The sequence below is a fragment of the Pseudomonas morbosilactucae genome (assembly GCF_023241665.1).
GTDB lineage: Bacteria > Pseudomonadota > Gammaproteobacteria > Pseudomonadales > Pseudomonadaceae > Aquipseudomonas > Aquipseudomonas morbosilactucae.
Map to the genome: position 1 here is coordinate 1 of NZ_JALQCX010000068.1, position 21299 is coordinate 21299.

20 protein-coding genes, 2 tRNA genes and 2 pseudogenes are annotated in these 21299 nt (G+C 62.7%); 19 read left to right on the forward strand and 5 right to left on the reverse strand.

Features of this window, described 5'->3' with window-relative positions:
• Positions 1-9 precede the first annotated feature (9 nt).
• A tRNA-Glu gene (locus tag M1B35_RS28640) sits at positions 10-85 on the forward strand.
• A 3-nt stretch (positions 86-88) separates the two neighbouring features.
• A tRNA-Gly gene (locus M1B35_RS28645) sits at positions 89-164 on the forward strand.
• Positions 165-279: 115 nt separating this feature from the next.
• Here M1B35_RS28645 and M1B35_RS28650 read toward each other — a convergent pair.
• Complete coding sequence (locus tag M1B35_RS28650; RefSeq protein WP_268263729.1) at positions 280-915, reverse strand: LysE family translocator; 636 nt, start codon at positions 913-915, stop codon at positions 280-282.
• Positions 916-977: 62 nt separating this feature from the next.
• Positions 978-1604, reverse strand: a complete 627-nt coding sequence (locus M1B35_RS28655; protein ID WP_123330305.1) for an alanyl-tRNA editing protein — start codon at positions 1602-1604, stop codon at positions 978-980.
• Positions 1605-1692: 88 nt separating this feature from the next.
• On the opposite strand from M1B35_RS28655, the gene M1B35_RS28660 reads away from it, so the two are divergent.
• Positions 1693-2658 (forward strand): LysR family transcriptional regulator, encoded by a 966-nt coding sequence (locus M1B35_RS28660; protein WP_268263730.1) that lies wholly within the window; start codon positions 1693-1695, stop codon positions 2656-2658.
• A gap of 87 nt (positions 2659-2745) precedes the next feature.
• Here M1B35_RS28660 and M1B35_RS28665 read toward each other — a convergent pair whose 3' ends face one another.
• Together M1B35_RS28665 and M1B35_RS28670 are read right to left on the reverse strand one after the other, a co-directional pair.
• Entirely contained in the window at positions 2746-3153 is a 408-nt protein-coding gene (locus M1B35_RS28665; RefSeq protein WP_123330309.1) for a PA2817 family protein, read from the reverse strand.
• 86 nt (positions 3154-3239) lie between these two features.
• Positions 3240-5686, reverse strand: a pseudogene (locus tag M1B35_RS28670) (acyl-CoA dehydrogenase).
• 217 nt (positions 5687-5903) lie between these two features.
• Here M1B35_RS28670 and M1B35_RS28675 point away from each other — a divergent pair.
• The 4 genes and pseudogenes from M1B35_RS28675 (at position 5904) to M1B35_RS28690 (ending at position 9069) form a co-directional block, all read left to right on the forward strand.
• Positions 5904-6562: pseudogene (locus M1B35_RS28675) on the forward strand (transglutaminase-like domain-containing protein).
• A gap of 42 nt (positions 6563-6604) precedes the next feature.
• Complete coding sequence (locus tag M1B35_RS28680; protein WP_268263731.1) at positions 6605-7228, forward strand: glutathione S-transferase family protein; 624 nt, start codon at positions 6605-6607, stop codon at positions 7226-7228.
• A 132-nt stretch (positions 7229-7360) separates the two neighbouring features.
• Positions 7361-8293 (forward strand): ABC transporter ATP-binding protein, encoded by a 933-nt coding sequence (locus tag M1B35_RS28685; protein ID WP_268263732.1) that lies wholly within the window; start codon positions 7361-7363, stop codon positions 8291-8293.
• A complete protein-coding gene (locus M1B35_RS28690; RefSeq protein ID WP_268263733.1) occupies positions 8290-9069 on the forward strand; it encodes an ABC transporter permease in 780 nt (259 codons plus the stop codon). Before M1B35_RS28685 ends, M1B35_RS28690 begins: the two co-directional genes overlap by 4 nt.
• Before the next feature lie 57 nt (positions 9070-9126).
• Here M1B35_RS28690 and M1B35_RS28695 read toward each other — a convergent pair whose 3' ends face one another.
• Entirely contained in the window at positions 9127-9642 is a 516-nt protein-coding gene (locus tag M1B35_RS28695; protein ID WP_123330320.1) for a DUF2062 domain-containing protein, read from the reverse strand.
• Positions 9643-9783: 141 nt separating this feature from the next.
• Here M1B35_RS28695 and M1B35_RS28700 point away from each other — a divergent pair, with 141 nt between their 5' ends.
• The 12 genes from M1B35_RS28700 to M1B35_RS28755 all read left to right on the forward strand — a co-directional run bounded on the left by M1B35_RS28700 (position 9784) and on the right by M1B35_RS28755 (position 21238).
• Positions 9784-12015 (forward strand): DNA internalization-related competence protein ComEC/Rec2, encoded by a 2232-nt coding sequence (locus tag M1B35_RS28700; RefSeq protein WP_268263734.1) that lies wholly within the window; start codon positions 9784-9786, stop codon positions 12013-12015.
• 102 nt (positions 12016-12117) lie between these two features.
• Entirely contained in the window at positions 12118-12753 is a 636-nt protein-coding gene (locus M1B35_RS28705; RefSeq protein WP_185039164.1) for a MotA/TolQ/ExbB proton channel family protein, read from the forward strand.
• Positions 12750-13178: an ExbD/TolR family protein gene (locus M1B35_RS28710; protein ID WP_123330327.1), complete on the forward strand. Its 429-nt coding sequence runs from the start codon at positions 12750-12752 to the stop codon at positions 13176-13178. The genes M1B35_RS28705 and M1B35_RS28710 overlap by 4 nt, the downstream gene beginning before the upstream one ends.
• Positions 13178-14188 (forward strand): tetraacyldisaccharide 4'-kinase, encoded by a 1011-nt coding sequence (gene lpxK, locus M1B35_RS28715; protein WP_268263735.1) that lies wholly within the window; start codon positions 13178-13180, stop codon positions 14186-14188. The genes M1B35_RS28710 and lpxK overlap by 1 nt, the downstream gene beginning before the upstream one ends.
• A 24-nt stretch (positions 14189-14212) precedes the next feature.
• Positions 14213-14398 (forward strand): Trm112 family protein, encoded by a 186-nt coding sequence (locus M1B35_RS28720; protein WP_003442540.1) that lies wholly within the window; start codon positions 14213-14215, stop codon positions 14396-14398.
• Positions 14395-15159 carry a 3-deoxy-manno-octulosonate cytidylyltransferase gene (gene kdsB / locus M1B35_RS28725; RefSeq protein ID WP_123330330.1) on the forward strand — a complete coding sequence of 255 codons (765 nt, stop codon included), beginning with the start codon at positions 14395-14397 and terminating at the stop codon, positions 15157-15159. Before M1B35_RS28720 ends, kdsB begins: the two co-directional genes overlap by 4 nt.
• On the forward strand, positions 15159-15623 hold the full coding sequence (locus tag M1B35_RS28730; RefSeq protein ID WP_123330332.1) for a low molecular weight protein-tyrosine-phosphatase: 465 nt from the start codon (positions 15159-15161) through the stop codon (positions 15621-15623). Before kdsB ends, M1B35_RS28730 begins: the two co-directional genes overlap by 1 nt.
• Entirely contained in the window at positions 15620-16639 is a 1020-nt protein-coding gene (gene murB, locus M1B35_RS28735) for a UDP-N-acetylmuramate dehydrogenase (RefSeq protein WP_268263736.1), read from the forward strand. Before M1B35_RS28730 ends, murB begins: the two co-directional genes overlap by 4 nt.
• A 246-nt stretch (positions 16640-16885) precedes the next feature.
• Positions 16886-17356 (forward strand): (2Fe-2S)-binding protein, encoded by a 471-nt coding sequence (locus tag M1B35_RS28740; protein ID WP_268263737.1) that lies wholly within the window; start codon positions 16886-16888, stop codon positions 17354-17356.
• Positions 17353-19671, forward strand: coding sequence for a xanthine dehydrogenase family protein molybdopterin-binding subunit (locus M1B35_RS28745; protein WP_268263738.1), 2319 nt, complete (start codon positions 17353-17355; stop codon positions 19669-19671). Before M1B35_RS28740 ends, M1B35_RS28745 begins: the two co-directional genes overlap by 4 nt.
• Positions 19671-20654, forward strand: coding sequence for an XdhC family protein (locus M1B35_RS28750; RefSeq protein ID WP_268263739.1), 984 nt, complete (start codon positions 19671-19673; stop codon positions 20652-20654). Before M1B35_RS28745 ends, M1B35_RS28750 begins: the two co-directional genes overlap by 1 nt.
• On the forward strand, positions 20654-21238 hold the full coding sequence (locus tag M1B35_RS28755; protein ID WP_268263740.1) for a nucleotidyltransferase family protein: 585 nt from the start codon (positions 20654-20656) through the stop codon (positions 21236-21238). Before M1B35_RS28750 ends, M1B35_RS28755 begins: the two co-directional genes overlap by 1 nt.
• The last annotated feature ends 61 nt before the right edge of the window (positions 21239-21299 follow it).

The window sequence follows — 21299 nt, forward strand, 5'->3', positions numbered from 1 at the left end:
GGGGTTTGCGTCCCCTTCGTCTAGTGGCCTAGGACACGGCCCTTTCACGGCGGTAACAGGGGTTCGAGTCCCCTAGGGGACGCCATTTGCGGGAATAGCTCAGTTGGTAGAGCACGACCTTGCCAAGGTCGGGGTCGCGAGTTCGAGTCTCGTTTCCCGCTCCATTTTCACAAAAACGCCGCTCATTGAGCGGCGTTTTTGTTTGTCTGCGATTTATACCGCTTTGCAAAAAAAAGCCCGTCAGCTTTGCTGTGAGGGCTTTTGCGTGTGTGGCGCGGGTTATATCGAGAGAATCAGGCGGCCAGCGAACAGCACCAGGATCAGCCCCATGCTTCGTTCAAACCAATGCCCCAGGCGCATAAACAGCGAGCGCACGCCGGGTTTGGAGAAAAATAGCGCCACGGCGATAAACCACAGGGCGTTCACCAAGCACATCCAGGCCCCGTAGAGTGCCTGGACCTTCAGCGGTGTCGAGGCGCTGATCACGGTGGTAAAGATGGCCAGGAAAAACAGCGTGGCCTTGGGGTTGGTGGCGTTGGTCAAAAAGCCGGTCATAAAGGCTTTGCCGGCGGTCTGTTGCAACTCCAGTTGTTCGAGGGCTTCTCCCGGCAGCGAGGCTTTGGGTTGGCTGCGCAGCAGGCTGACCCCCAGGTAAAGGATGTAGGCGCCGCCCAGTACTTTGGCCGCACTCAGTAGCCAAGGCGTGCTGTGCATCAGGGCACCGACGCCCAGCAGCGTATAGAGCACGTGCACCGAGATCCCGGCGCCGATCCCGACGGCGGTGCAGATGCCGATCAGTCGACCAAAGCGCACGCTTTGGCGGATGGTCACCGCGAAGTCGGGTCCTGGGGCAACCACCGCCAGAAAGTGGATGGTGGCCAGAGCGATAAATTCGCCCAGATAGGGGGAAGGCATAAAGAAGCTCCGCGAGGCGCAGGGGACGATTGACGAGGTAAAAGGGGGCAGGGGAGCGGGTTTCAGTCCAGGTCGTAGAGCACGGCCAACACACCTTTTTTCTGGGTGATCGAGGTGATTCTCACCTGGCCCAGTTCCAGCAGGCTGCGCACGTGGGTGCCGCCACAGCCATAGGCGGGCAGGCTGCCAAAACCAATTTGACGCAGGCCGATGTCCAGGCTGATTTGCCGTTCCAGGTCTTCGGCGATCCACTGGTCGAGGCGTTGTTGCACCTGTTCTATGTCCACTGGCTGCGGATCGTCGCCCGGCTTGAATGACACCTTGCCCTCACCAGGCCAGTGATGCGCCTTGATCGGCGTCCAGCCCAGCGCTTGTACGCAATGGCCGATCAAGTGCCCGGCCGAATGCATGCGGCTGTTGAAGAGGCGCCGGGCTGCATCGACGTGCGCGGTCAGCAGCCCCGGTTCCACGGCCTGGCTGACGTAATGCAGGACGCGTTCGCCGTCTTGGAGTACCCGCAGCACCTGACTGTTGCCGATCCAGCCGGTGTCCCAGGGTTGGCCGCCGCCTTGGGGATGAAAGATCGTCGCCTGCAACTCCACGACGAACTCATGCTCGTGGGGCGTGCAGTGCAGCACCTGTACCGGGTGTTGCAGAAGGTCGTGCTGGAAAAACAGGCGTTGCGTCATGTTCCGGGTCCTGAGTGGAGGAGGTTTTTATTATGTGGCCAGGCGGATTGCGTGATAATCCGTTCACATCTCAAAGGACTGTTGCGCTATGAGCATAAATCTTCCCCTGCCGCTGCTCGGTGAAATGGCGATTTTCGTCAAGGTCGTGGAGACCGGCAGCTTCTCCGAGGCGGCCCGGCAAATGGGCACTTCGCCGTCGGCGGTCAGCCGCAGTATTTCCCGGCTGGAGAAGGCCCTGGCCATGAGGTTGCTGCAACGCACCACGCGCAAGTTGCGCTTGAGCGACGGCGGAGAGGAGGTGTTCAAGCGTTGCAGCGAAATGGTCAGCGCCGCCCGTTCGGTGATGGAGATCAGCGGGCAGTTCACCCAGGAGCCCGAAGGTATTGTGCGAGTCAGCGTGCCCAAGGCCGTGGGGCGTTTTGTCGTCCATCCCCATATGCCGGAGTTTTTGCGGCGCTACCCCAAGGTCGATGTGGAACTGCTGCATGAAGACCGCGATGTCGACCTGATCGACGATCACGTGGACCTGGCTATTCGCATCACTGATCGCCCGCCGGTGGGGTTGATCGGGCGCCAGCTATTGCGCATCGACCACTTGCTGTGTGCCACGCCGCGCTACCTGGAGGAGCGCGGAACGCCTGCCCATCCCCATGACTTGCTCGAACACAGTTGTATCTACCTGGGTGAAACCCCCAGCGATGCCCGCTGGAAATTCCGCCGGGGCAGCAAGTCGGTCACGGTCGGGGTGCGCGGGCGTTACGCGGCCAACCATACCGGCGTGCGCCTGGATGCGGTGTTGCAGCATTTGGGGATTGGCAGCTTGCCGTATTTCACCGCCCGGCATGCTCTGGAGCAGGGGTTGATCGTGCAGGTGTTGCCGGAGTGGACCTTTCTCGCTTCCTACCACGGGGGGGCCTGGTTGCTGCATTCGCCCACCCGCTATCTGCCGCCCAAGCTACGGGTGTTTATCGACTATCTGGTGGAGTGCCTGGCTCGGGAACCGACCTTGGGGCGGCCGAGCCTCGGGGTGGCGGCGCCGGGCAGCGGGCAATAGGCCAGCCTGGGAATCGCTTGCACCTGACACCATAAAAAAGGCCCGCCGGTCGAACCGTGCGGGCCTTTTGTGTACCTGGCGCAGCAATCAGTGCTTGCTGTCGTCGGCGGAAAGCGCCAGCAACTGTTTTTCCTGGTTCCAGTCGAAGGGCTCGTCGTTCTGTTCGGCTTCAAAACGGCGTTCTTCGAGGGCCTGGTACAGGTCGATTTCTTCGTCGGGCATGTAGTGCAGGCAGTCGCCGGCGAAGAACCACAGCAGGTCCCGTGGCACCAGGTGCGCCACTTGCGGGTAGCGTTGCATGACCTGGCACAGCAGGTCCTGGCCCAGATACTGGCTTTCAATCGGGTCGATGGGCAGCGAAGCGCGCAGTTCGTCGAAGCGCTCCAGGAACAGGGCATGGCTTTCTTCGGGAACCTGTTCGGCTTCACCTACCGCGACCAGGATGCTGCGCAGGTGGTCCAGCAGGACCAGATGATCGGCGACGACGTTGGACATGACAGGGGGCCTCAAGAGCAAAACGGGCGCGGGAGTATATAGCTCCCGCGCCCGGTTTCATAATCGCCCCGCTGTGGGGCCAGGGTTCAGCGGACTTTGCCTTCGCTCAAGGTCAGCTCGTCTTTGGCGAAGTCGTCCACATCGATGACCTTGCGCCGCGCCGCTTCCGCCTCGCGCAGGCTCTGTGCCTCGGCCGGTTGCAGGACCCCGGCTTCCAGTGCCGCGTCGATGGCGTGTTCGCCAGCAGCGGGTTTGACCTGGCCGCTTTTCAGCGCTTCGTGCAGGGTCTTCTGCAGGGGATGGGCAGCGCTCAGCAAGTCGCAGGCATGTTGCAGGGCACCCACCGGATCGTCGTTCGATTGCGGGCGATAGCAACCGGCAAGCACGGCTTCCAGGGCCGGATCGCCCTTGGCGCGACCAATGATCGCGGCCACTTCTGCGTCCAGTCGGTCCGACGGGCCTTTGTGCCGGCGACCGAAGGGGAAGACCAGCACCCGCAGCAGGCAACCGAGGGTACGGCTGGGGAAATTGCTCAGCAGTTCGTCCAGGGCCCGTTCCGAGTGGCCGAGGCTTTCTTCCATGGCCCAGGCGAACAGCGGCTGCAGATACTGCGGCGAGTCCAGGTCGTGGTAGCGCTTGAGCGCGGCAGAAGCCAGGTACAGATGGCTGAGCACATCACCCAGGCGCGCCGAGAGGCGTTCACGACGCTTCAGTTCGCCGCCCAGAAGCATCATGGACAGGTCCGCCAGCAAGGCGAAGGCGGCAGCCTGGCGATTGAGGGCTCGGAAGTAGCCCTGGCTGAGCTTGTCGCCCGGGGCCTGCTCCAGGTGGCCAAAGCCCAGGTTGAGCACCAGGGTGCTGGCGGCGTTGCTCACAGCAAAGCCGATGTGCTGCAGCAGCAAGCCGTCGAATTCTTTCACGGCCTGGTCATGGTCTTCGCGACCGGCCAGGGCCATTTCCTTGAGCACGAAGGGGTGGCAGCGGATCGCCCCCTGGCCAAAGATCATCAGGTTGCGCGAAAGGATGTTGGCGCCTTCCACGGTGATGAAGATCGGCGCCCCCTGCCAGCTACGGCCCAGGTAATTGTTGGGGCCCATGATGATGCCCTTGCCGCCGTGTACGTCCATGGCGTGGCCGATGCATTCACGGCCGCGCTCCGTCAGGTGGTATTTGAGGATCGCCGAGAGCACCGAGGGTTTTTCCCCCAGGTCGACGGCATTGGCGGTGAGCATGCGGGCGCTGTCCATCAGCCAGGCGTTGCCACCGATGCGGGCCAGGGCTTCCTGGATGCCCTCGAAGGCCGAGAGCGGAACGTTGAACTGCTCGCGAACCTGGGCGTACTGGCCGGTCACCAGGCTGGTGAACTTGGCGGCGCCGGTGCCCACGGCCGGCAGGGAGATGGAACGGCCCACGGACAGGCAGTTCATCAGCATCATCCAGCCTTTGCCGAGCATGTCCTGGCCACCGATCAGGAAATCCAGGGGGATGAACACGTCCTTGCCGGAGTTGGGGCCGTTCATAAAGGCGGCGCCCAGGGGCAGATGGCGGCGGCCGATGTCCACGCCGGGGGTGTCGGTGGGGATCAGCGCCAGGCTGATGCCCAGGTCTTCCTGGTCGCCCAGCAGGTGGTCGGGGTCATGGGCCTTGAATGCCAGGCCGAGGAGGGTGGCGACCGGGCCCAGGGTGATGTAGCGCTTTTCCCAGTTCAGGCGCAGGCCGAGGGTTTCCTCGCCTTGCCATTGGCCTTTGCAGACAATCCCGGTGTCGGGCATGGCGCCGGCATCAGAGCCGGCCAGGGGGCCAGTGAGGGCGAAGCAGGGGATGTCGTCGCCCCGGGCCAGGCGCGGCAGGTAATGGTTGCGTTGTTCGTCGGTGCCGTAGTGCAGGAGCAGTTCGGCTGGGCCCAGGGAGTTGGGGACCATCACCGTGGACGCCAAGTCACCGCTGCGGGTGGCCAGTTTCATCGCCACTTGCGAGTGGGCGTAGGCGGAAAAACCCTTGCCGCCAAACTCCTTGGGAATGATCAGGGCAAAGAAACCGTGCTCCTTGATATGGGCCCAGGCTTCGGGCGGCAGGTCCATGGACTGGCCGATCTGCCAGTCGCTGACCATGGCGCAGAGCTCTTCGGTCGGGCCGTCGATAAAGGCCTGCTCTTCCTCGGTCAACTGGGCCTTGGGGTAGGCCAGCAGTTTGTTCCAGTCCGGGCGCCGCTAAATAGCTCGCCATCCCACCACACGGTGCCGGCATCAATGGCATCACGTTCGGTCTGGGACATGGGCGGCAGGACTTTCTGGAACCAACCGAACATGGGGGCGCTGAAGTATTTACGGCGCAGGTCCGGCAGCAACAGGGGCGCGGCGACGGCGGCCAGCAGCACCCAGAAAATCAGCAGGAGCCAGCCCGGTGAGCGGCTGAAGGCACCCATCGCCAGCAGGTAGACCGCCACGGCGCCGAGGGCGGCCAGGGGCGCGACGCGGCGGTGCGCCAGGTAGGCGATCCCGAGTACCAGAACCAGTATCCACAACAACAGCATATGCAATCCTCCATGAAGCCAGGGGCAAAATAACCCTCAGAGCTTAGTCGGCATCCGCTGAAGCGGATGGCCGGAACGGTGCGTTGGCAGCGATGAAAAAACAGCCGCTGGGGCGCGCTTGGGCAGGTGGGTGCCGGCACTGAGATTTGGCCGAAACGTCGTTATCGCTGTGGCGGACGCCCCGATAGACTCGGAGCTTCACTTGGAGGTCATCCTCATGCGCCCGTACCTGAGTCCCAGTCGCTTCATCGATAGTGACCACCCTGCGGTGGTGGAGTTCGCCGAAACTCACCGCGGTGCCAGTGCCGATCCACAGCAGCAAGCTGTCAGCCTCTATTACGCCGTGCGCGAAGCGGTGCGCTAAACCCCTACACCTTCAGCCTGGACCCGCAGACCTTGCGCGCCAGTCATGCCCTGGCCACCGGTGAAAGTTACTGCGTGCCCAAGGCCACGCTGTTGGCCGCCTGCGCGCGGCACTGCGGGATTGCCGCGCGGATCGGCCTGGCGGATGTGCGCAATCACCTGTCCACCCCGCGTCTGCTGGAGTTGCTGCGCAGCGATGTGTTTGCCATGCACGGCTACACCGAGTTGTACCTGCAGGGGCGTTGGGTCAAGGCTACCCCGGCATTCAATCAGGGCCTGTGCGAACTGTTCGATGTGGCACCGCTGGAATTCGATGGGCTCAATGACAGCGTGTTTCACCCGTTCAATCGCCAGGGCGCGCAGTTGATGGAGTACCTGGTGGATCACGGCCAGTTTGCCGACGTACCGCTGCCGTTCTTCTTCGAGCACCTGGAAAAATGCTATCCCCATCTGTTCGCTGACCACCTGCCCCAGAGCCTGGGCGATATGCAGAGCGATTTGAGTCGCCTGTGAACCGGCGTAGACTGCCCCGGCATTCATTAGCGAGGAGCGGTCATGCTGAAGATCTGGGGTCGGAAAAACTCGTCGAACGTGCGCAAGGCACTCTGGTGCGCCGAGGAGCTGGGCTTGGCCTACGAGGCCGTGGACGCGGGAGGTGCCTTTGGTGTGGTGAACACCCCGGAGTACCGGGCGCTGAACCCCAATGGCCGCATCCCTTTGCTGGAAGACGATGGTTTTGTGTTGTGGGAATCCAACACCATCGTGCGTTACCTCGCGGCTCGGCATGTTGCCAACAGCCATTGGTATCCCGCCGATGTGCAGGTCCGGGCCAGCGCTGAAAAGTGGATGGACTGGACCACCTCGACTTTTGCTGAACCCTTCCGCCAGGTGTTCTGGGGTGTGCTGCGTACCCCGGCCAAGGAGCAGGACTGGGACAAAATCAACGCCGCGAAAACTACCTGCTGTGAACTGTTGTCGATGGTCGAGCGCACCTTGAGCGAGCAACCTTATCTGTCCGGAGCTGAAATTGGCGTGGGCGATATTCCTTTGGGCAGTTTTATTTATGCCTGGTTCGAGATGCCCATCGAACGTCCGTCGATGCCCGCCCTAGAGGCGTGGTACGGGCGTTTGCAGGAGCGTCCGGCTTACCGCAAAGCCGTTATGACCGCGTTGACTTAATAGCCAATATCAACACGCGTGACTGTACTTGTGGGGCGTCGGCAAGCACCATTGGTGGCTTCCGGCGCCGTTGCAATGCTGACGAGCTGCCCTTATCTCTAATGCTTTCCCTTCCTTGGTGCGTAATCCTTTATGAGTTCCGCTCTGTCCATCCGGCAGCTAACCAAAACCTACGGCAACGGTTTCCAGGCCCTGAGTGGTATTGATCTGGACGTCGCCGAAGGTGACTTTTTCGCCTTGCTCGGCCCTAACGGTGCCGGTAAATCCACGACCATCGGCATTCTCTCGACCCTGGTGAACAAGACCAGCGGCACCGTTAATGTCTTCGGCCACGACCTGGACCGCGAGCCGGCGGCGCTCAAGCGCTGCATCGGCGTGGTGCCGCAAGAGTTCAACTTCAACCAGTTTGAAAAGACCTTCGACATTGTCGTGACCCAGGCCGGCTATTACGGCATTCCGGCGAAAATCGCCAAGGAACGGGCCGAGCAATACCTGACCCAGTTGGGGTTGTGGGACAAGCGCGATGTGCCGTCGCGTTCGCTGTCCGGCGGCATGAAGCGGCGGCTGATGATCGCCCGGGCCCTGGTGCACGAGCCGCGCCTGCTGATTCTCGATGAGCCCACCGCCGGCGTGGACATCGAACTGCGCCGGTCGATGTGGACCTTCCTCACCGAACTGAACCAGAAAGGCATCACCATCATCCTCACCACCCACTATCTGGAGGAGGCTGAGCAGCTGTGCCGCAACATCGGCATCATCGACCATGGCACCATTGTCGAGAACACCAGCATGCGTAATCTGCTGGGCCAGTTGCATGTGGAAACCTTCCTGCTTGACCTGAAAAACAACCTGTCGGTGGCGCCGCAACTGCTGGGCTACCCCAGTCGCATGCTGGACAGTCACACCCTGGAAGTGCAGGTCGACAAAGCCATGGGTATTACCGCGTTGTTCACCCAGTTGGCGGCGCAGAACATCGAAGTGCTGAGCCTGCGCAACAAAACCAATCGCCTTGAGGAGTTGTTCGTGTCCCTGGTGGAGAAAAATCTGGCGAAGGTGGCGGTATGAGTTCCGAACTGCAACCCAACCTCGTCGCGCTGCAAACCATTGTTTATCGCGAAGTGAAGCGTTTTACCCGGATCTGGCCGCAAACCCTGCTGCCGCCGGCCATCACCATGGTTCTGTACTTCGTCATCTTCGGTAACCTGATTGGCCGGCAGATCGGTGACATGGGTGGCTTCACCTACATGGAGTACATCGTGCCCGGGCTGATCATGATGTCGGTGATCACCAACTCCTACGGCAACGTGGTCTCGAGCTTCTTCGGCAGCAAGTTCCAGCGCTCGATCGAAGAGCTGATGGTGTCGCCGGTGTCGCCCCACACCATTCTCATCGGTTACACCTTGGGTGGTGTGCTGCGCGGCTTGATGGTGGGCGTGATCGTGACCCTGTTGTCGTTGTTCTTCACCAAGCTGCAAGTGCATCACTTGGGCGTCACGGTGCTGGTGGTGGTACTGACGGCGACGATTTTCTCGTTGCTGGGGTTCATCAATGCGGTGTTTGCGCGCAACTTCGATGACATCTCGATCATCCCGACCTTTGTGCTGACGCCGCTGACCTACTTGGGCGGGGTGTTCTACTCCATCTCTTTGCTGCCGCCGTTCTGGCAGACGGTGTCCCTGGCCAACCCGGTGCTGCACATGGTCAACGCTTTCCGTTTCGGCATCCTGGGCGTCTCGGACATCAAGATCAGCGTGGCCATCACCTTTATGCTGGTAGCGACCGTGGTGCTCTACATCGGTTGTGCGCGCCTGTTGGTGAGCGGGCGTGGCATGCGCCAGTAAGCTTTTCTTCTGCGGCATAAAAACGCCTCCCTTGTGGAGGCCGTTTGCGTTGTGGAGTTACAGGCGGCTCTGTTTACGCCGCCGCCATTGCCGGGCGACCCACCAGCGCCAATAAAGCATGGTCAGGCAATAGGCCAGTGCGCCGAGCAGCAACCCGGCCACCACCGAGCCTAGTAGGAAGGGTTGCCAGAGGGTCGACAGTTGGCCGCTGATCCATTCCCAGGTCAGTTCGTCCGGCAGGCTGCGGGGCGGCACGTTCATCAGCCAGGCACCGAGCTGGTAGGTGCAGAAAAACACTGGCGGCATGGTAATGGGGTTCGTCAGCCAGACCAGGCTCACGGCAATTGGCATATTGCCGCGCACCGAAACGGCGAGCGCTGCGGCCAGGAGCATTTGCATCGGAATCGGGATAAAGGCAGCGAACAGGCCAACGGCCATCGCACGGGCGACGGAATGGCGGTTGAGGTGCCAGAGGTTGGGATCGTGCAGCAATTTGCCGAGAAAGCGTAAGGACTTGTGTTCCCGGATGCTGGTCGGATCTGGCATGTAACGTTTGAATAAGCGCCGGGGCATAAGGCTTCTCGGTCGGTGCAGGCGGCAAGTATGACCGGATTCTACGGATCACAAATTCAGACTTTGTGACAAATGATAAAGCTGGCACTCCGAGGACTGGGCTAAGCCAAGAGAAGGGCAGTAACTCTCAAGGACGAGCTGATGCGCACAGGGATGCTGGCGCTGGCCGCGGGGCTGCTGGCACTGCGCTTTCTGCCGGTGCTGCCGCCGGGCTGGCTATTACTGTTGATGCCGATTCTGGCGTTGATGCTGTTGCCGTTTCGTACATATCCGGTGGCATTTTTTCTCTTCGGTTTCACTTGGGCCTGTGTTTCGGCGCAGTCGGCGCTCAGTGATCGCTTGCCCCGGGAGCTGGATGGGCAGACGCGCTGGGTCGAGGGGCGGGTGGTGGGCTTGCCGCAGCAGGCGGGGCGGGTGGTGCGTTTCCAACTGCGCGATGGCCAATCACGGCGCGGCCGCTTGCCGCGCCTGGTGCGCCTGTCCTGGCACGACGGCCCCAAGGTCAATAGCGGCGAGCGCTGGCGTCTGGCTGTCACCCTCAGGCGCCCGGCCGGGCTGCTCAACCTGCAGGCGTTTGACTTCGAAGCCTGGCTGTTGGCGCAGCGTATTGGCGCGACCGCAACGGTCAAGGATGGCCGCTTGCTCGGTCCGGCAGGCTCGTCCTGGCGCGATGGCTTGCGCCAGCGTCTGTTGAGTGTCGATGCCCAAGGGCGAGAAGGCGGGCTGGCGGCCTTGGTCATGGGGGACGGTTCCGGGGTGTCGAGCCACGACTGGCAAGTGCTGCAGGACACCGGCACCGTGCACCTGATGGTGATTTCCGGGCAGCACATCAGCTTGCTGGCGGGGGTGGTCTATGTGCTGGTGGCGGGCCTGGCGCGCTACGGGCTATGGCCGGGGCGTTTGCCTTGGCTGCCCTGGGCCTGTGGCCTGGCGTGGGTGGCAGCCCTGGTTTATGGCCTGTTGGCGGGTTTTGACGTGCCGGTGCAGCGGGCCTGCGTGATGATTGCCCTGGTGCTGTTATGGCGCCTGAGGTTTCGTCATCTGGGGTCCTGGTGGCCGCTGCTGTTGGCCTTGAACGCCGTGCTGCTGTTCGAACCGTTGGCCAGCTTGCAGCCCGGCTTCTGGCTGTCGTTCGCGGCGGTGGCGGTGCTGATCTTCACTTTTGGTGGTCGTTTAGGCCCCTGGCGTTGGTGGCAAAGCTGGACCCGCGCTCAATGGTTGATAGCCATCGGGCTGTGCCCGGCCATGCTGGCGCTGGGCTTGCCCATCAGCCTCAGTGGCCCCCTGGCCAATCTACTGGCTGTGCCCTGGATCAGCCTGGTGGTGTTGCCGCCGGCGTTGTTGGGCACCCTGTTGTTGCCTGTGCCTTATGTGGGCGAGGGGCTGCTGTGGTTGGCGGGCGGATTGCTTGAAGGGTTGTTTCGCTTTCTCGGCTGGCTGGCGGCGCATTGGCCGGCCTGGGTCGCCCCGGTCATTCCCCTTTGGGCCTGGTGCATCAGTAGCCTGGGGGCGTTACTTTTGCTGCTGCCCAAGGGCGTACCGCTGCGCCTGTTGGGGTGGCCCTTGTTGCTGCTGGCGGTGTATCCACCGCACAAGGCCGTGCCCCTGGGGCAGGTCGAGGTCTGGCAACTGGATGTGGGGCAGGGCCTGGCCTTTGTCCTGCGCACCCGGGAACACGCAATGCTGTATGACACCGGCCCGCGTTTCGGTGATTTCGACCTGGGGCAGCGAGTGGTGCTGCCAGCTTTGAAAAAGCTGGGAATCAAGCGGTTGGACCTGATGTTGATCAGCCACGCCGATGCCGACCACGCGGGCGGCGCCCTGGCCGTGTGGCGGGGCTTGCCGGTGGCCGAAGTGCGCAGCGGAGAAGCCGATGCATTGCCGTCGAGCCTGCAGTCCGGGCCTTGCCAAAGTGGCTTGAGTTGGCAATGGGACGACGTGCGTTTCACCCAGTGGCAATGGGCGGCGGCCGAAGACGGTAACCAGCGTTCCTGCGTGCTGCTGATCGAAGCGCGCGGCGAACGCTTATTGTTGACCGGTGATATTGATGTGCGCGCCGAGCGGGCCCTGCTCGCCAGCCCGCTGGCGGTGCCGACCCAGTGGTTGCAGGCGCCCCATCACGGCAGTGGCACCTCATCGTCCATGGCGCTGCTCAAGGCGCTTTCGCCTACAGCGGTGTTGATTTCCCGAGGGCAGGGCAACGCTTTTGGTCACCCTCATCCCGTGGTGATGGCGCGCTATCGGCAACTGGGCCTGGCTATTTATGACAGTGCCGAACAAGGTGCGGTGCGCCTGCAGCTGGGGGCATTCACGACGGCGACCCGGTTAAGGGCCGAGCGGCGTTTCTGGCGCGACGTGCCGCGAATGCCTTAAATAACCGTGAGTTATTAAAGGCGGGGAACATGCGACATCACGGTCTTCGGTGCGCCTGGACCCTATGTTAGAGTGGCGCACTTTTTCGAGGGGACTGTCACTGTGTGGGAATTGGTCAAATCCGGCGGCTGGATGATGTTGCCGATCATTCTGAGTTCCATCGCAGCACTTGGCATCATTGCCGAACGCCTGTGGACCTTGCGCGCCAGCCGTGTCACGCCGCCCCATCTGTTGGGCCTGGTCTGGCGCTGGATCAAAGACAAGCAACTGAACAAGGACAAGCTCAAGGAGCTGCGGGCCGATTCCCCCCTGGGCGAGATCCTCGCCGCCGGCCTGGCCAACTCCAAGCACGGTCGCGAGATCATGAAGGAGTGCATTGAAGAAGCCGCGGCCCGGGTTATCCACGAGTTGGAACGCTACCTCAATGCCCTCGGCACCATCGCTGCCATGGCGCCTCTGCTGGGGCTGCTGGGTACGGTGCTGGGCATGATCGATATCTTCAGCTCGTTCATGGGCTCGGGCATGACCACCAACGCGGCCGTGCTCGCCGGGGGTATTTCCAAGGCACTGATTACCACGGCAGCGGGCCTGATGGTGGGCATCCCGGCGGTGTTCTTCCACCGCTTCCTGCAACGGCGCGTCGATGAGCTGGTGGTCGGCATGGAGCAGGAAGCCATCAAGTTGGTGGAAGTGGTGCAGGGCGACCGTGACGTCGATCTGGTTGAGGGCAAAGCGTGAAATTCCGCCGCAAACCTCGGGAAACCGTCGATATCAACCTTGCGTCGTTGATCGACGTGGTGTTTATCCTGCTGCTGTTTTTCGTCGTCACCACCACGTTCACCCGTGAAACCCAGTTGCGCGTCGACCTACCGGAAGCGGTCAGCGGCTCGCCGGCCGAAGACCAGCAGGTCAAGCAACTGGACATCGCCATCAGCGCCGACGGGGTGTTTTCGGTGAACAACCAGGTCTTGCCCAAGAGCGACCTGGCCAGCCTGATCGAGGCCTTGCAGAAGGAATCGGCGGGAGACACCCAGATGCCGCTGTCCATCAGCGCCGACGGCAAGACCCAACATCAAGCGGTGATCACCGCCATGGACGCGGCCGGCAAGCTCGGCTTCAGCCATCTGCGCATGACCACCGTCGAGGCGGCACCGGCACCCTGATGGCTCTTTCCGATCGTTTGCTCGCCGCCTGGTACAACGGCCACCCCGGGCTGCAACTGTTGCGGCCCCTGGAGTGGTTGTACCGGCGGGTGGTGGTGCGCAAGCGCCAGCGGTTCCTGGACCGCGAGGGCACGATCTACCAGCCTCCGGTGCCGTTGATCGTGGTGGGCAACATCACCGTGGGCGGGACCGGCAAGACACCGCTGATTTTGTGGATGATCGAACACTGCCGGCGCCGCGGCCTGCGGGTGGGCGTGGTAAGCCGTGGTTATGGCGCCAAGCCGCCGCAATTGCCTTGGCGGGTCGAGGCTGAGCAAAGTGCCGATATCGCCGGCGATGAACCGTTGCTGATTGTGCAGCGCACCGGTGTGCCGCTGATGATTGACCCTGAGCGCAGCCGCGCGGTGCAGGCCTTGCTGGCGGCAGAGCCCCTGGACCTGATTCTTTCCGACGATGGCATGCAGCATTACCGCATGGCCCGGGATCTGGAACTGGTGCTGATTGATGCCGCCCGTGGCCTGGGCAACCGCCGTTGTCTGCCAGCCGGTCCGCTGCGTGAGCCGTTGGAGCGTCTGGAGAGCGTGGATGCCTGCCTTTACAACGGCGCCGAGGCCGACCGCGACGACGGTTTTGCCTTTCGTCTGGAGCCTTCTGCGCTGGTCAACCTGCGCAGTGGCGAGCGCCGCGCGATCACCCACTTTCCGCCGGGCCAGGCGCTGCATGCCGTGGCCGGCATCGGCAACCCGCAGCGTTTCTTCAACACCCTTGAAACGCTACACTGGCAGCCTGTTCCCCATGCTTTTGCCGATCACGCCGAATACAGCGCCCAAGCCTTGAATTTCAGCCCGTCCCTGCCTCTGGTCATGACCGAGAAGGATGCGGTGAAGTGCCGTGATTTCGCCGCTGCCGACTGGTGGTATCTAGCGGTGGACGCGGCCCCTTCGCCGGCGTTCGTGGCCTGGTTCGATACCCAGCTGATGCGCCTGCTGCCTGATCGTCTTTTGCCTTAAAACGCTGTTATCCAGGGAGTTCTCATGGACACCAAGTTGCTCGATATCCTCGCCTGCCCGGTCTGCAAAGGCCCGCTCAAACTCAGTGCCGACAAAACCGAACTGATCAGCAAGGGTGCAGGTCTGGCCTATCCGATTCGTGACGGCATTCCCGTGATGCTGGAAACCGAAGCCCGCACCCTCAGCACCGATGAGCGCCTGGATAAATGACCACCGCCTTTACCGTTGTTATCCCGTCGCGTTTCGCCTCGACCCGCCTGCCGGGCAAGCCGCTGCAACAGATCGCCGGCAAGCCGATGATCCAGTGGGTCTGGGAACAGGCCAGCAAGAGTAGTGCCGAGCGGGTGGTGGTTGCCACGGATGATGCGCGCATCGTCGAGGCCTGCAAGGGTTTTGGCGCCGAAGTGGTGCTGACCCGTGAAGACCACAACTCCGGTACCGATCGCCTGGCGGAAGTGGCAAGCCAATTGGGCTTGGCGGCGGACGCCATTGTGGTCAACGTGCAGGGCGACGAGCCTTTGATCCCGCCGGCGGTGATCGACCAAGTGGCTGCCAACCTGGCGGCCCACCCCGAGGCACGGATGGCGACCCTGGCCGAGCCGATCGAGGATCTGGACACCCTGTTCAATCCCAATGTGGTCAAGGTGGTCAGTGACCTCAACGGTCTGGCCCTGACCTTCAGCCGCGCCACCTTGCCCTGGGCGCGGGACGCGTTCGCCAAGAGCCGTGAGCAACTGCCGGCCGGCGTGCCTTATCGCCGCCATATCGGCATCTATGCCTACCGCGCCGGCTTCCTGCATGACTTTGTCAGCTGGGGCCCGTGCTGGTTGGAAAACACTGAATCCCTCGAGCAATTGCGCGCGCTCTGGCACGGTGTGCGGATCCACGTCGCCGATGCCCTGGAAGCGCCGCCGGCCGGTGTCGACACCGCTGAAGACCTCGAGCGCGTTCGTCGTCTGCTGGAGGCCTGATGCGCGTTTTGTTCGTTTGCCTGGGCAATATCTGCCGTTCACCTTCGGCCGAGGGCGTGCTGCGACACAAGCTGCACGAGGCCGGCCTGGGCGACCAGGTCGAGGTTGCCTCCGCGGGGACTGGCGACTGGCACATCGGCAAGGCGCCTGATGCCCGCAGCCAGCGTGCGGCGCTGCGGCGCGGCTACGACTTGTCGGCCCAGCGGGCGCAACAGGTCAGCCGCGACGACTTCGCTCGATACGACCTGATCTTCGCCATGGACCACAGCAACCTGAGCCACCTCAAAGCGTTGCAACCGGCTCAGGGCAAGGCCGAGCTGGACCTGTTCCTGCGGCGCTTTGATGCGCCCCTGGAAGAAGTACCGGACCCGTATTACGACGGTGAGCAGGGCTTCGAACAGGTGCTAGACCTGCTTGAGCAGGCGTGCGACCGGCTGGTGATCGAATTGAAGGGGCGGCTATGACCTTGCAGTTGCAGTCGCAGGTTTCGCTGAAACCCTTCAATACCTTTGGCGTCGAGGTGAAGGCCCAGTGGTTCGCAGAGGCCCACAGCGATGACGATGTGCGCGAGGCGCTGGCGTATTCGGCCCAGCACTCGTTGCCATTGCTGGTGATCGGGGGGGGCAGCAACCTGTTGCTGACGGCCGATATTCCGGCACTGGTCTTGCGCATGGCCACCCGAGGCATTCGCTTGCTCAGCGACAACGGTGAGCAGGTGGTGGTCGAGGCGCAAGCCGGTGAAGCTTGGCACCCCTTTGTCCAGTGGACCCTGGAGCAGGGGCTTTCCGGCTTGGAGAACCTTAGCCTGATCCCCGGTACGGTCGGCGCTGCCCCGATGCAGAACATCGGTGCCTACGGCGTGGAGATCAAGGACGTGTTCGCCGGCCTGACCGCCCTCGATCGCCAGACCGGCGAGTTGCGGGAGTTCAGCCTGGCGGACTGCGAGTTCGCTTACCGCGACAGCCTGTTCAAGCAGCAAGCCGGGCGCTGGCTGATCCTGCGGGTGCGGTTTGCCCTCAATCGCGCTGCCCATCTGCACCTGGACTACGGCCCAGTGCGTCAGCGCCTGACCGAGCAAGGCATCGAGCAACCGACACCGCTTGATGTCAGCCGGGCGATTTGTGCCATTCGCAGTGAAAAACTCCCCGATCCCGCGGTGCTGGGCAACGCCGGCAGCTTCTTCAAGAACCCGCTGGTGCCGGCGTCGCTGGCGGCGCAGATCAAGCAGACCCATCCAGGTTTGGTGGCTTATCCACAGGCCGATGGCCAAGTGAAACTGGCGGCGGGGTGGTTGATCGAGCAGGCGGGGTGGAAGGGCTTTCGCGAGGCCGACGCAGGGGTGCATCGCCTGCAATCCTTGGTGCTGGTGAATTATGGCGCGGCCACAGGCCTGCAGTTGCTGCACCTGGCGCAACGGATCCAGCAGGACATCGCCGAGCGCTTCAATGTGCAACTGGAGATGGAACCCAATCGTTATTGATCGGCGCTTCTTGAGCTAAGCTCAAAGCCTCACGCCAAAGCCTTGCAGGGGTCATGCCTTGCAAGGCTTTTTTGTTCATCGGCGCTTAACTTAGCTAGCTAACAATGCAAGTATTTACCCCCACAAAGGCCCGGTGAAGCCCAGCTTCACAAGAGAGCCCATTAGCCTGAGTCGATCTGCTCTAAACCGTCGCATTGCGCCGCAGATTGCTCGACCCCATAACCCAAGACCTATGCGGGCGTGCCCATGATTACCCTGAAACTCAATGGCCAAGATCATCAACTGGATGTCACCGAGGACATGCCCCTGCTGTGGGCCATTCGCGACGTGGCGGGCTACAACGGCACCAAGTTCGGCTGCGGCATGGGCCTGTGCGGTGCCTGCACCATCCATATCGACGGAGCCCCGGCGCGCAGCTGCATCACTCCGATCGGCTCGGTGATCGGGAAGAACGTCAGCACCATCGACAACCTGCACACCGATTCGGTGGGCCAGGTGGTCCAGCAGGCGTGGTTGGATACGGCGGTGGCCCAGTGCGGTTATTGCCAGGGCGGGCAGATCATGTCCGCCACGGCCTTGCTCAAGGTTCATCCCAACCCCAGCGACGAGCAGATTGAAGAGGCGATGGTCGGCAACATCTGCCGCTGCGGCACTTACAACCGCATCAAGACGGCGATTCGCCAGGCCGCCACCCATCTGCAGGAGGCCAAGGCATGAACCGCACAGCCAACGATTTTGCCCTGAGCAACCTCAGTCGCCGTGGCTTTCTCAAGGGCGTCGGGGCCACCGGGGCCTTGGTGCTGGCGGCCAGCTGGGGATGGCAGGAAGCTTTTGCCGAAGAGAAAAAGTTTGGTGCCGAAGGCATGCCCCACGGTTGGATCGATGACCCCAAGGTCTACGTCAGCATTGCCGTCGATGGCAGCGTGACGGTGATTTGCAATCGTTCGGAAATGGGCCAGGGCGTGCGCACCAGCCTGAGCATGGTGGTGGCCGATGAGCTGGAAGCCGACTGGGCGCTGGTGAAGGTCAAGCAGGCGCCGGGCGATGAAGTGCGCTTCGGTAACCAGGACACCGACGGTTCGCGCAGCATGCGCCATTGGTTCGAGCCGATGCGCCGCTGTGGCGCTGCGGCGCGGAGCATGCTGGAGCAGGCCGCCGCCGACCAGTGGAAGGTGCCGGTGGCTGAGTGCCGGGCGCAGTTGCACAAAGTGTTGCATCAGCCCAGCGGTCGCGAATTGGGTTACGGCGCCCTGGCCCTGGCTGCCGGCGCCCTGGCCGTGCCAGCCCGTGACAGCCTGCGCCTGAAGGCGCCAGCCGAGTTCCGCTACATCGGTAAGGAGGCAGTGCGCGCCATCGACGGTGAAGACATCGTCAAGGGCGCCGCAGTGTACGGCGCCGATGTGCATTTTGACGGCATGTTGTTCGCCGCTGTGGCCCGGCCACGAGTCTACGGCGGTACGGTCAAGTCCTTCGATGGCAGCGCGGCATTGAAAGTCCCTGGGGTGATCAAGGTGCTGGCGATCGAAAGCCGTCCGGTGCCCTCGGAGTTCCAGCCCCTGGGGGGCGTGGCGGTGGTTGCCAGCAACACTTGGGCGGCGATCAAGGGGCGCGAGGCGCTGAAGATCGAGTGGGAAGATGGCGCTAACGCTTCCTACAACTCCATCGCCTACCGCGAGGAGCTGGAGGCCGCGGCCCGCAAGCCAGGCAAGGTGGTGCGCAATACCGGCAGTATCGACGAGGCCTTGAGCACGGCCGACAGCAGCCTGGAAGCCTCCTATTACCTGCCACACTTGGCGCAGTCGCCCATGGAACCGATGGTGGCCGTGGCGCGTTTTCATGAGGGCCAGTGCGAGGCCTGGGCACCGAGCCAGGCGCCCCAGGTGACCCGTGAGCGGATCGCCGAGCGTCTGGGGATCGGCTTCGACAAGGTCACGGTCAATGTCACCCTGCTGGGCGGCGGCTTTGGGCGCAAATCCAAGCCGGACTTCGTTTTGGAAGCGGCGATCCTGGCCAAGGAGTTCCCAGGCAAGGCGGTGCGGGTGCAATGGACCCGGGAAGACGATATCCACAACTCGTATTTTCACACCGTGTCGGCGGAGTACCTCAAGGCCGGCCTCAATCAGGACGGCATGCCTTCAGGCTGGCTGCACCGAACCGTGGCGCCGAGCATCACTGCGCTGTTCGCCCCGGGCATGAACCACGAAGCGGCATTCGAGTTGGGCATGGGGTTCACCAACATGCCCTATGCGATTCCCAATGTGCGACTGGAAAACCCTGAAGCCACGGTGCACACCCGGGTCGGCTGGTACCGCTCGGTGTCGAACATACCCCACGGTTTTGCGATCCAGAGTTTTGTCGATGAACTGGCCCACAAAGCTGGTCAAGACCCGCTGAAGTATCAGCTCAAGCTGTTGGGACCGGATCGGCAGATCGACCCGCGGACCCTCAGTGAAGAATGGAACTACGGCGAATCCCCGGAGCGTTACCCCATCGACACCGCGCGCCTGCGAACGGTGCTGGAAACCGCGGCCAAGGCGGCTGGCTGGGGACGCACGCTCGCCAAAGGCCGAGGCCTGGGGTTGGCAGTGCACTACAGCTTTGTGACCTACGTGGCGGCGGTGATCGAGGTGGAGGTCAAGGACGACGGCACGCTGATTGTGCACAAGGCCGATATCGCCGTGGACTGCGGGCCGCAGATTAATCCCGAGCGCATCCGTTCGCAGTTTGAAGGGGCGTGCGTCATGGGGTTGGGGAATGCGGTGCTGGGGGAAATCAGCTTCAAGGACGGCAAGGTCCAGCAGGACAACTTCCACATGTATGAAGTGGCGCGCATGTCCCTGGCGCCCAAGCAGGTTGCCGTGCACCTGGTGACGCCGCCGGGCGAGGTGCCCCTGGGCGGCGTCGGCGAACCGGGCGTGCCACCGATTGCGCCGGCCCTGTGCAACGCGATCTTCGCCGCCACCGGCAAGCGCATCCGCAACCTGCCGGTGCGCTACCAGTTGCAGGGCTGGCAGCAGGGTGCGAAGGCCTGATGGACAGTGTCGACTTGAATGTCCTGCGCAGCGTGCTGGAGTGGCGCCGCGCAGGATGGCCGGTGCTGCTCTACAGCGTGGTCCAGACTTGGGGCAGTGCACCGCGTCCACCGGGGGCCATGCTGGCCTTGCGCGGCGATGGGGTGGTGATGGGTTCGGTGTCCGGCGGTTGTATCGAGGACGACTTGATCACCCGCTTGCACGACGGTCGACTGCCTGAGACGGGGCCGCCTGTGCAATTGCTGACCTATGGCGTGACCCGTGATGAGGCGGCGCGGTTTGGCCTGCCTTGTGGCGGGACACTGCGCCTCACCGAGGAGCGGGTGGGCGACCCGGCCTGGGTCGCCGAGTTGCTGGCTCGCTGTGAAGCCCATGAGCTCGTTGCACGGGAGCTGGTTCTGGCCACCGGCGCCGTCACCTTGAGCGGCGCCGGCAAGGGGGATGCGCTGAGTTTTGATGGCGAGCACTTGCGGGCCATTTATGGTCCGCGCTGGCGCCTGCTGCTGATCGGTGCCGGCCAGTTGTCGCGTTATGTGGCGCAAATGGCGCGGATGCTGGATTTCGAGGTGCTGATCTGCGACCCCCGCGAGGAGTTCGTCTATGGCTGGGAAGAGCAGCAAGGTCGTTTTGTGCCGGGCATGCCCGATGAAGCGGTGCTGGCTATTCAAACCGATGAGCGCACGGCAATCATCGCTCTGACCCACGATCCCCGTCTGGATGACATGGCGTTGCTCACGGCGCTGACCTCCAGGGCCTTTTACGTCGGCGCCCTGGGCTCGCGGGTGAATAGCCAGAAGCGTCGTGAGAACCTCGCGGCCCTGGGCCTGCCCGCCGAAGCCATCAGGCGCTTGCACGGGCCTATTGGCCTGCATATTGGCAGCCATACCCCGGCGGAGATTGCCTTGTCGCTGATGGCGGAAATCGTCGCCATCAAGAACGGCGTGGCGGCGGTGCAGAAGAAGCCATTGCCGGAGGAGGCGTAATGTCGGTCACGGCGATTGTCCTGGCGGCAGGGCAGGGCAGTCGTTTTCGCGCACTGGCCGATCAGGACAAGCTATTGGCGCCTTGCGTGGGGCGTGATGGCGTGACGCGTAAGGTGATTGAGCAGGTGCTAGTGAGCTTGCCGGCCAGTATTCAGCAGCGTTGGGTTGTGACGACGCCGGACCGGACCGAGGTCATTCGGCTGGCTGGGGTTTATGGCTGTGAGGTGTTGCTGCTGCAGTCGGCGGGCATGGGCGACAGCATTGCCGCTGCAGTCACTGCCTGTGCTGGCGCCCATGGCTGGCTGATGCTGCTGGGGGATATGCCGTTTATCTTGCCGTCGAGTATTGAGCAGGTCGTTGATGAGTTGGTAGCGGATGGCATCAGCGTTCCGGTGCATAGAGGGCAGTTCGGTCATCCCGTGGGGTTTGGCAGTTCCTTCGGGCCTGCCTTGATGGCGCTGAGCGGTGATCGCGGGGCAAAGCCGTTGTTTGCCGAGGCACCGGTGCGGGAGGTGCGGGTGGATGATCCCGGTGTGTTGTGGGATGTGGATGTGCCGGAGCGACTGGATTTCAAACACAGTTAGCAGGCTAGCCTGTGTCGACCATGTTGTTCGAATGTTGGGTATAAAAAAGCCCCGCCTGATC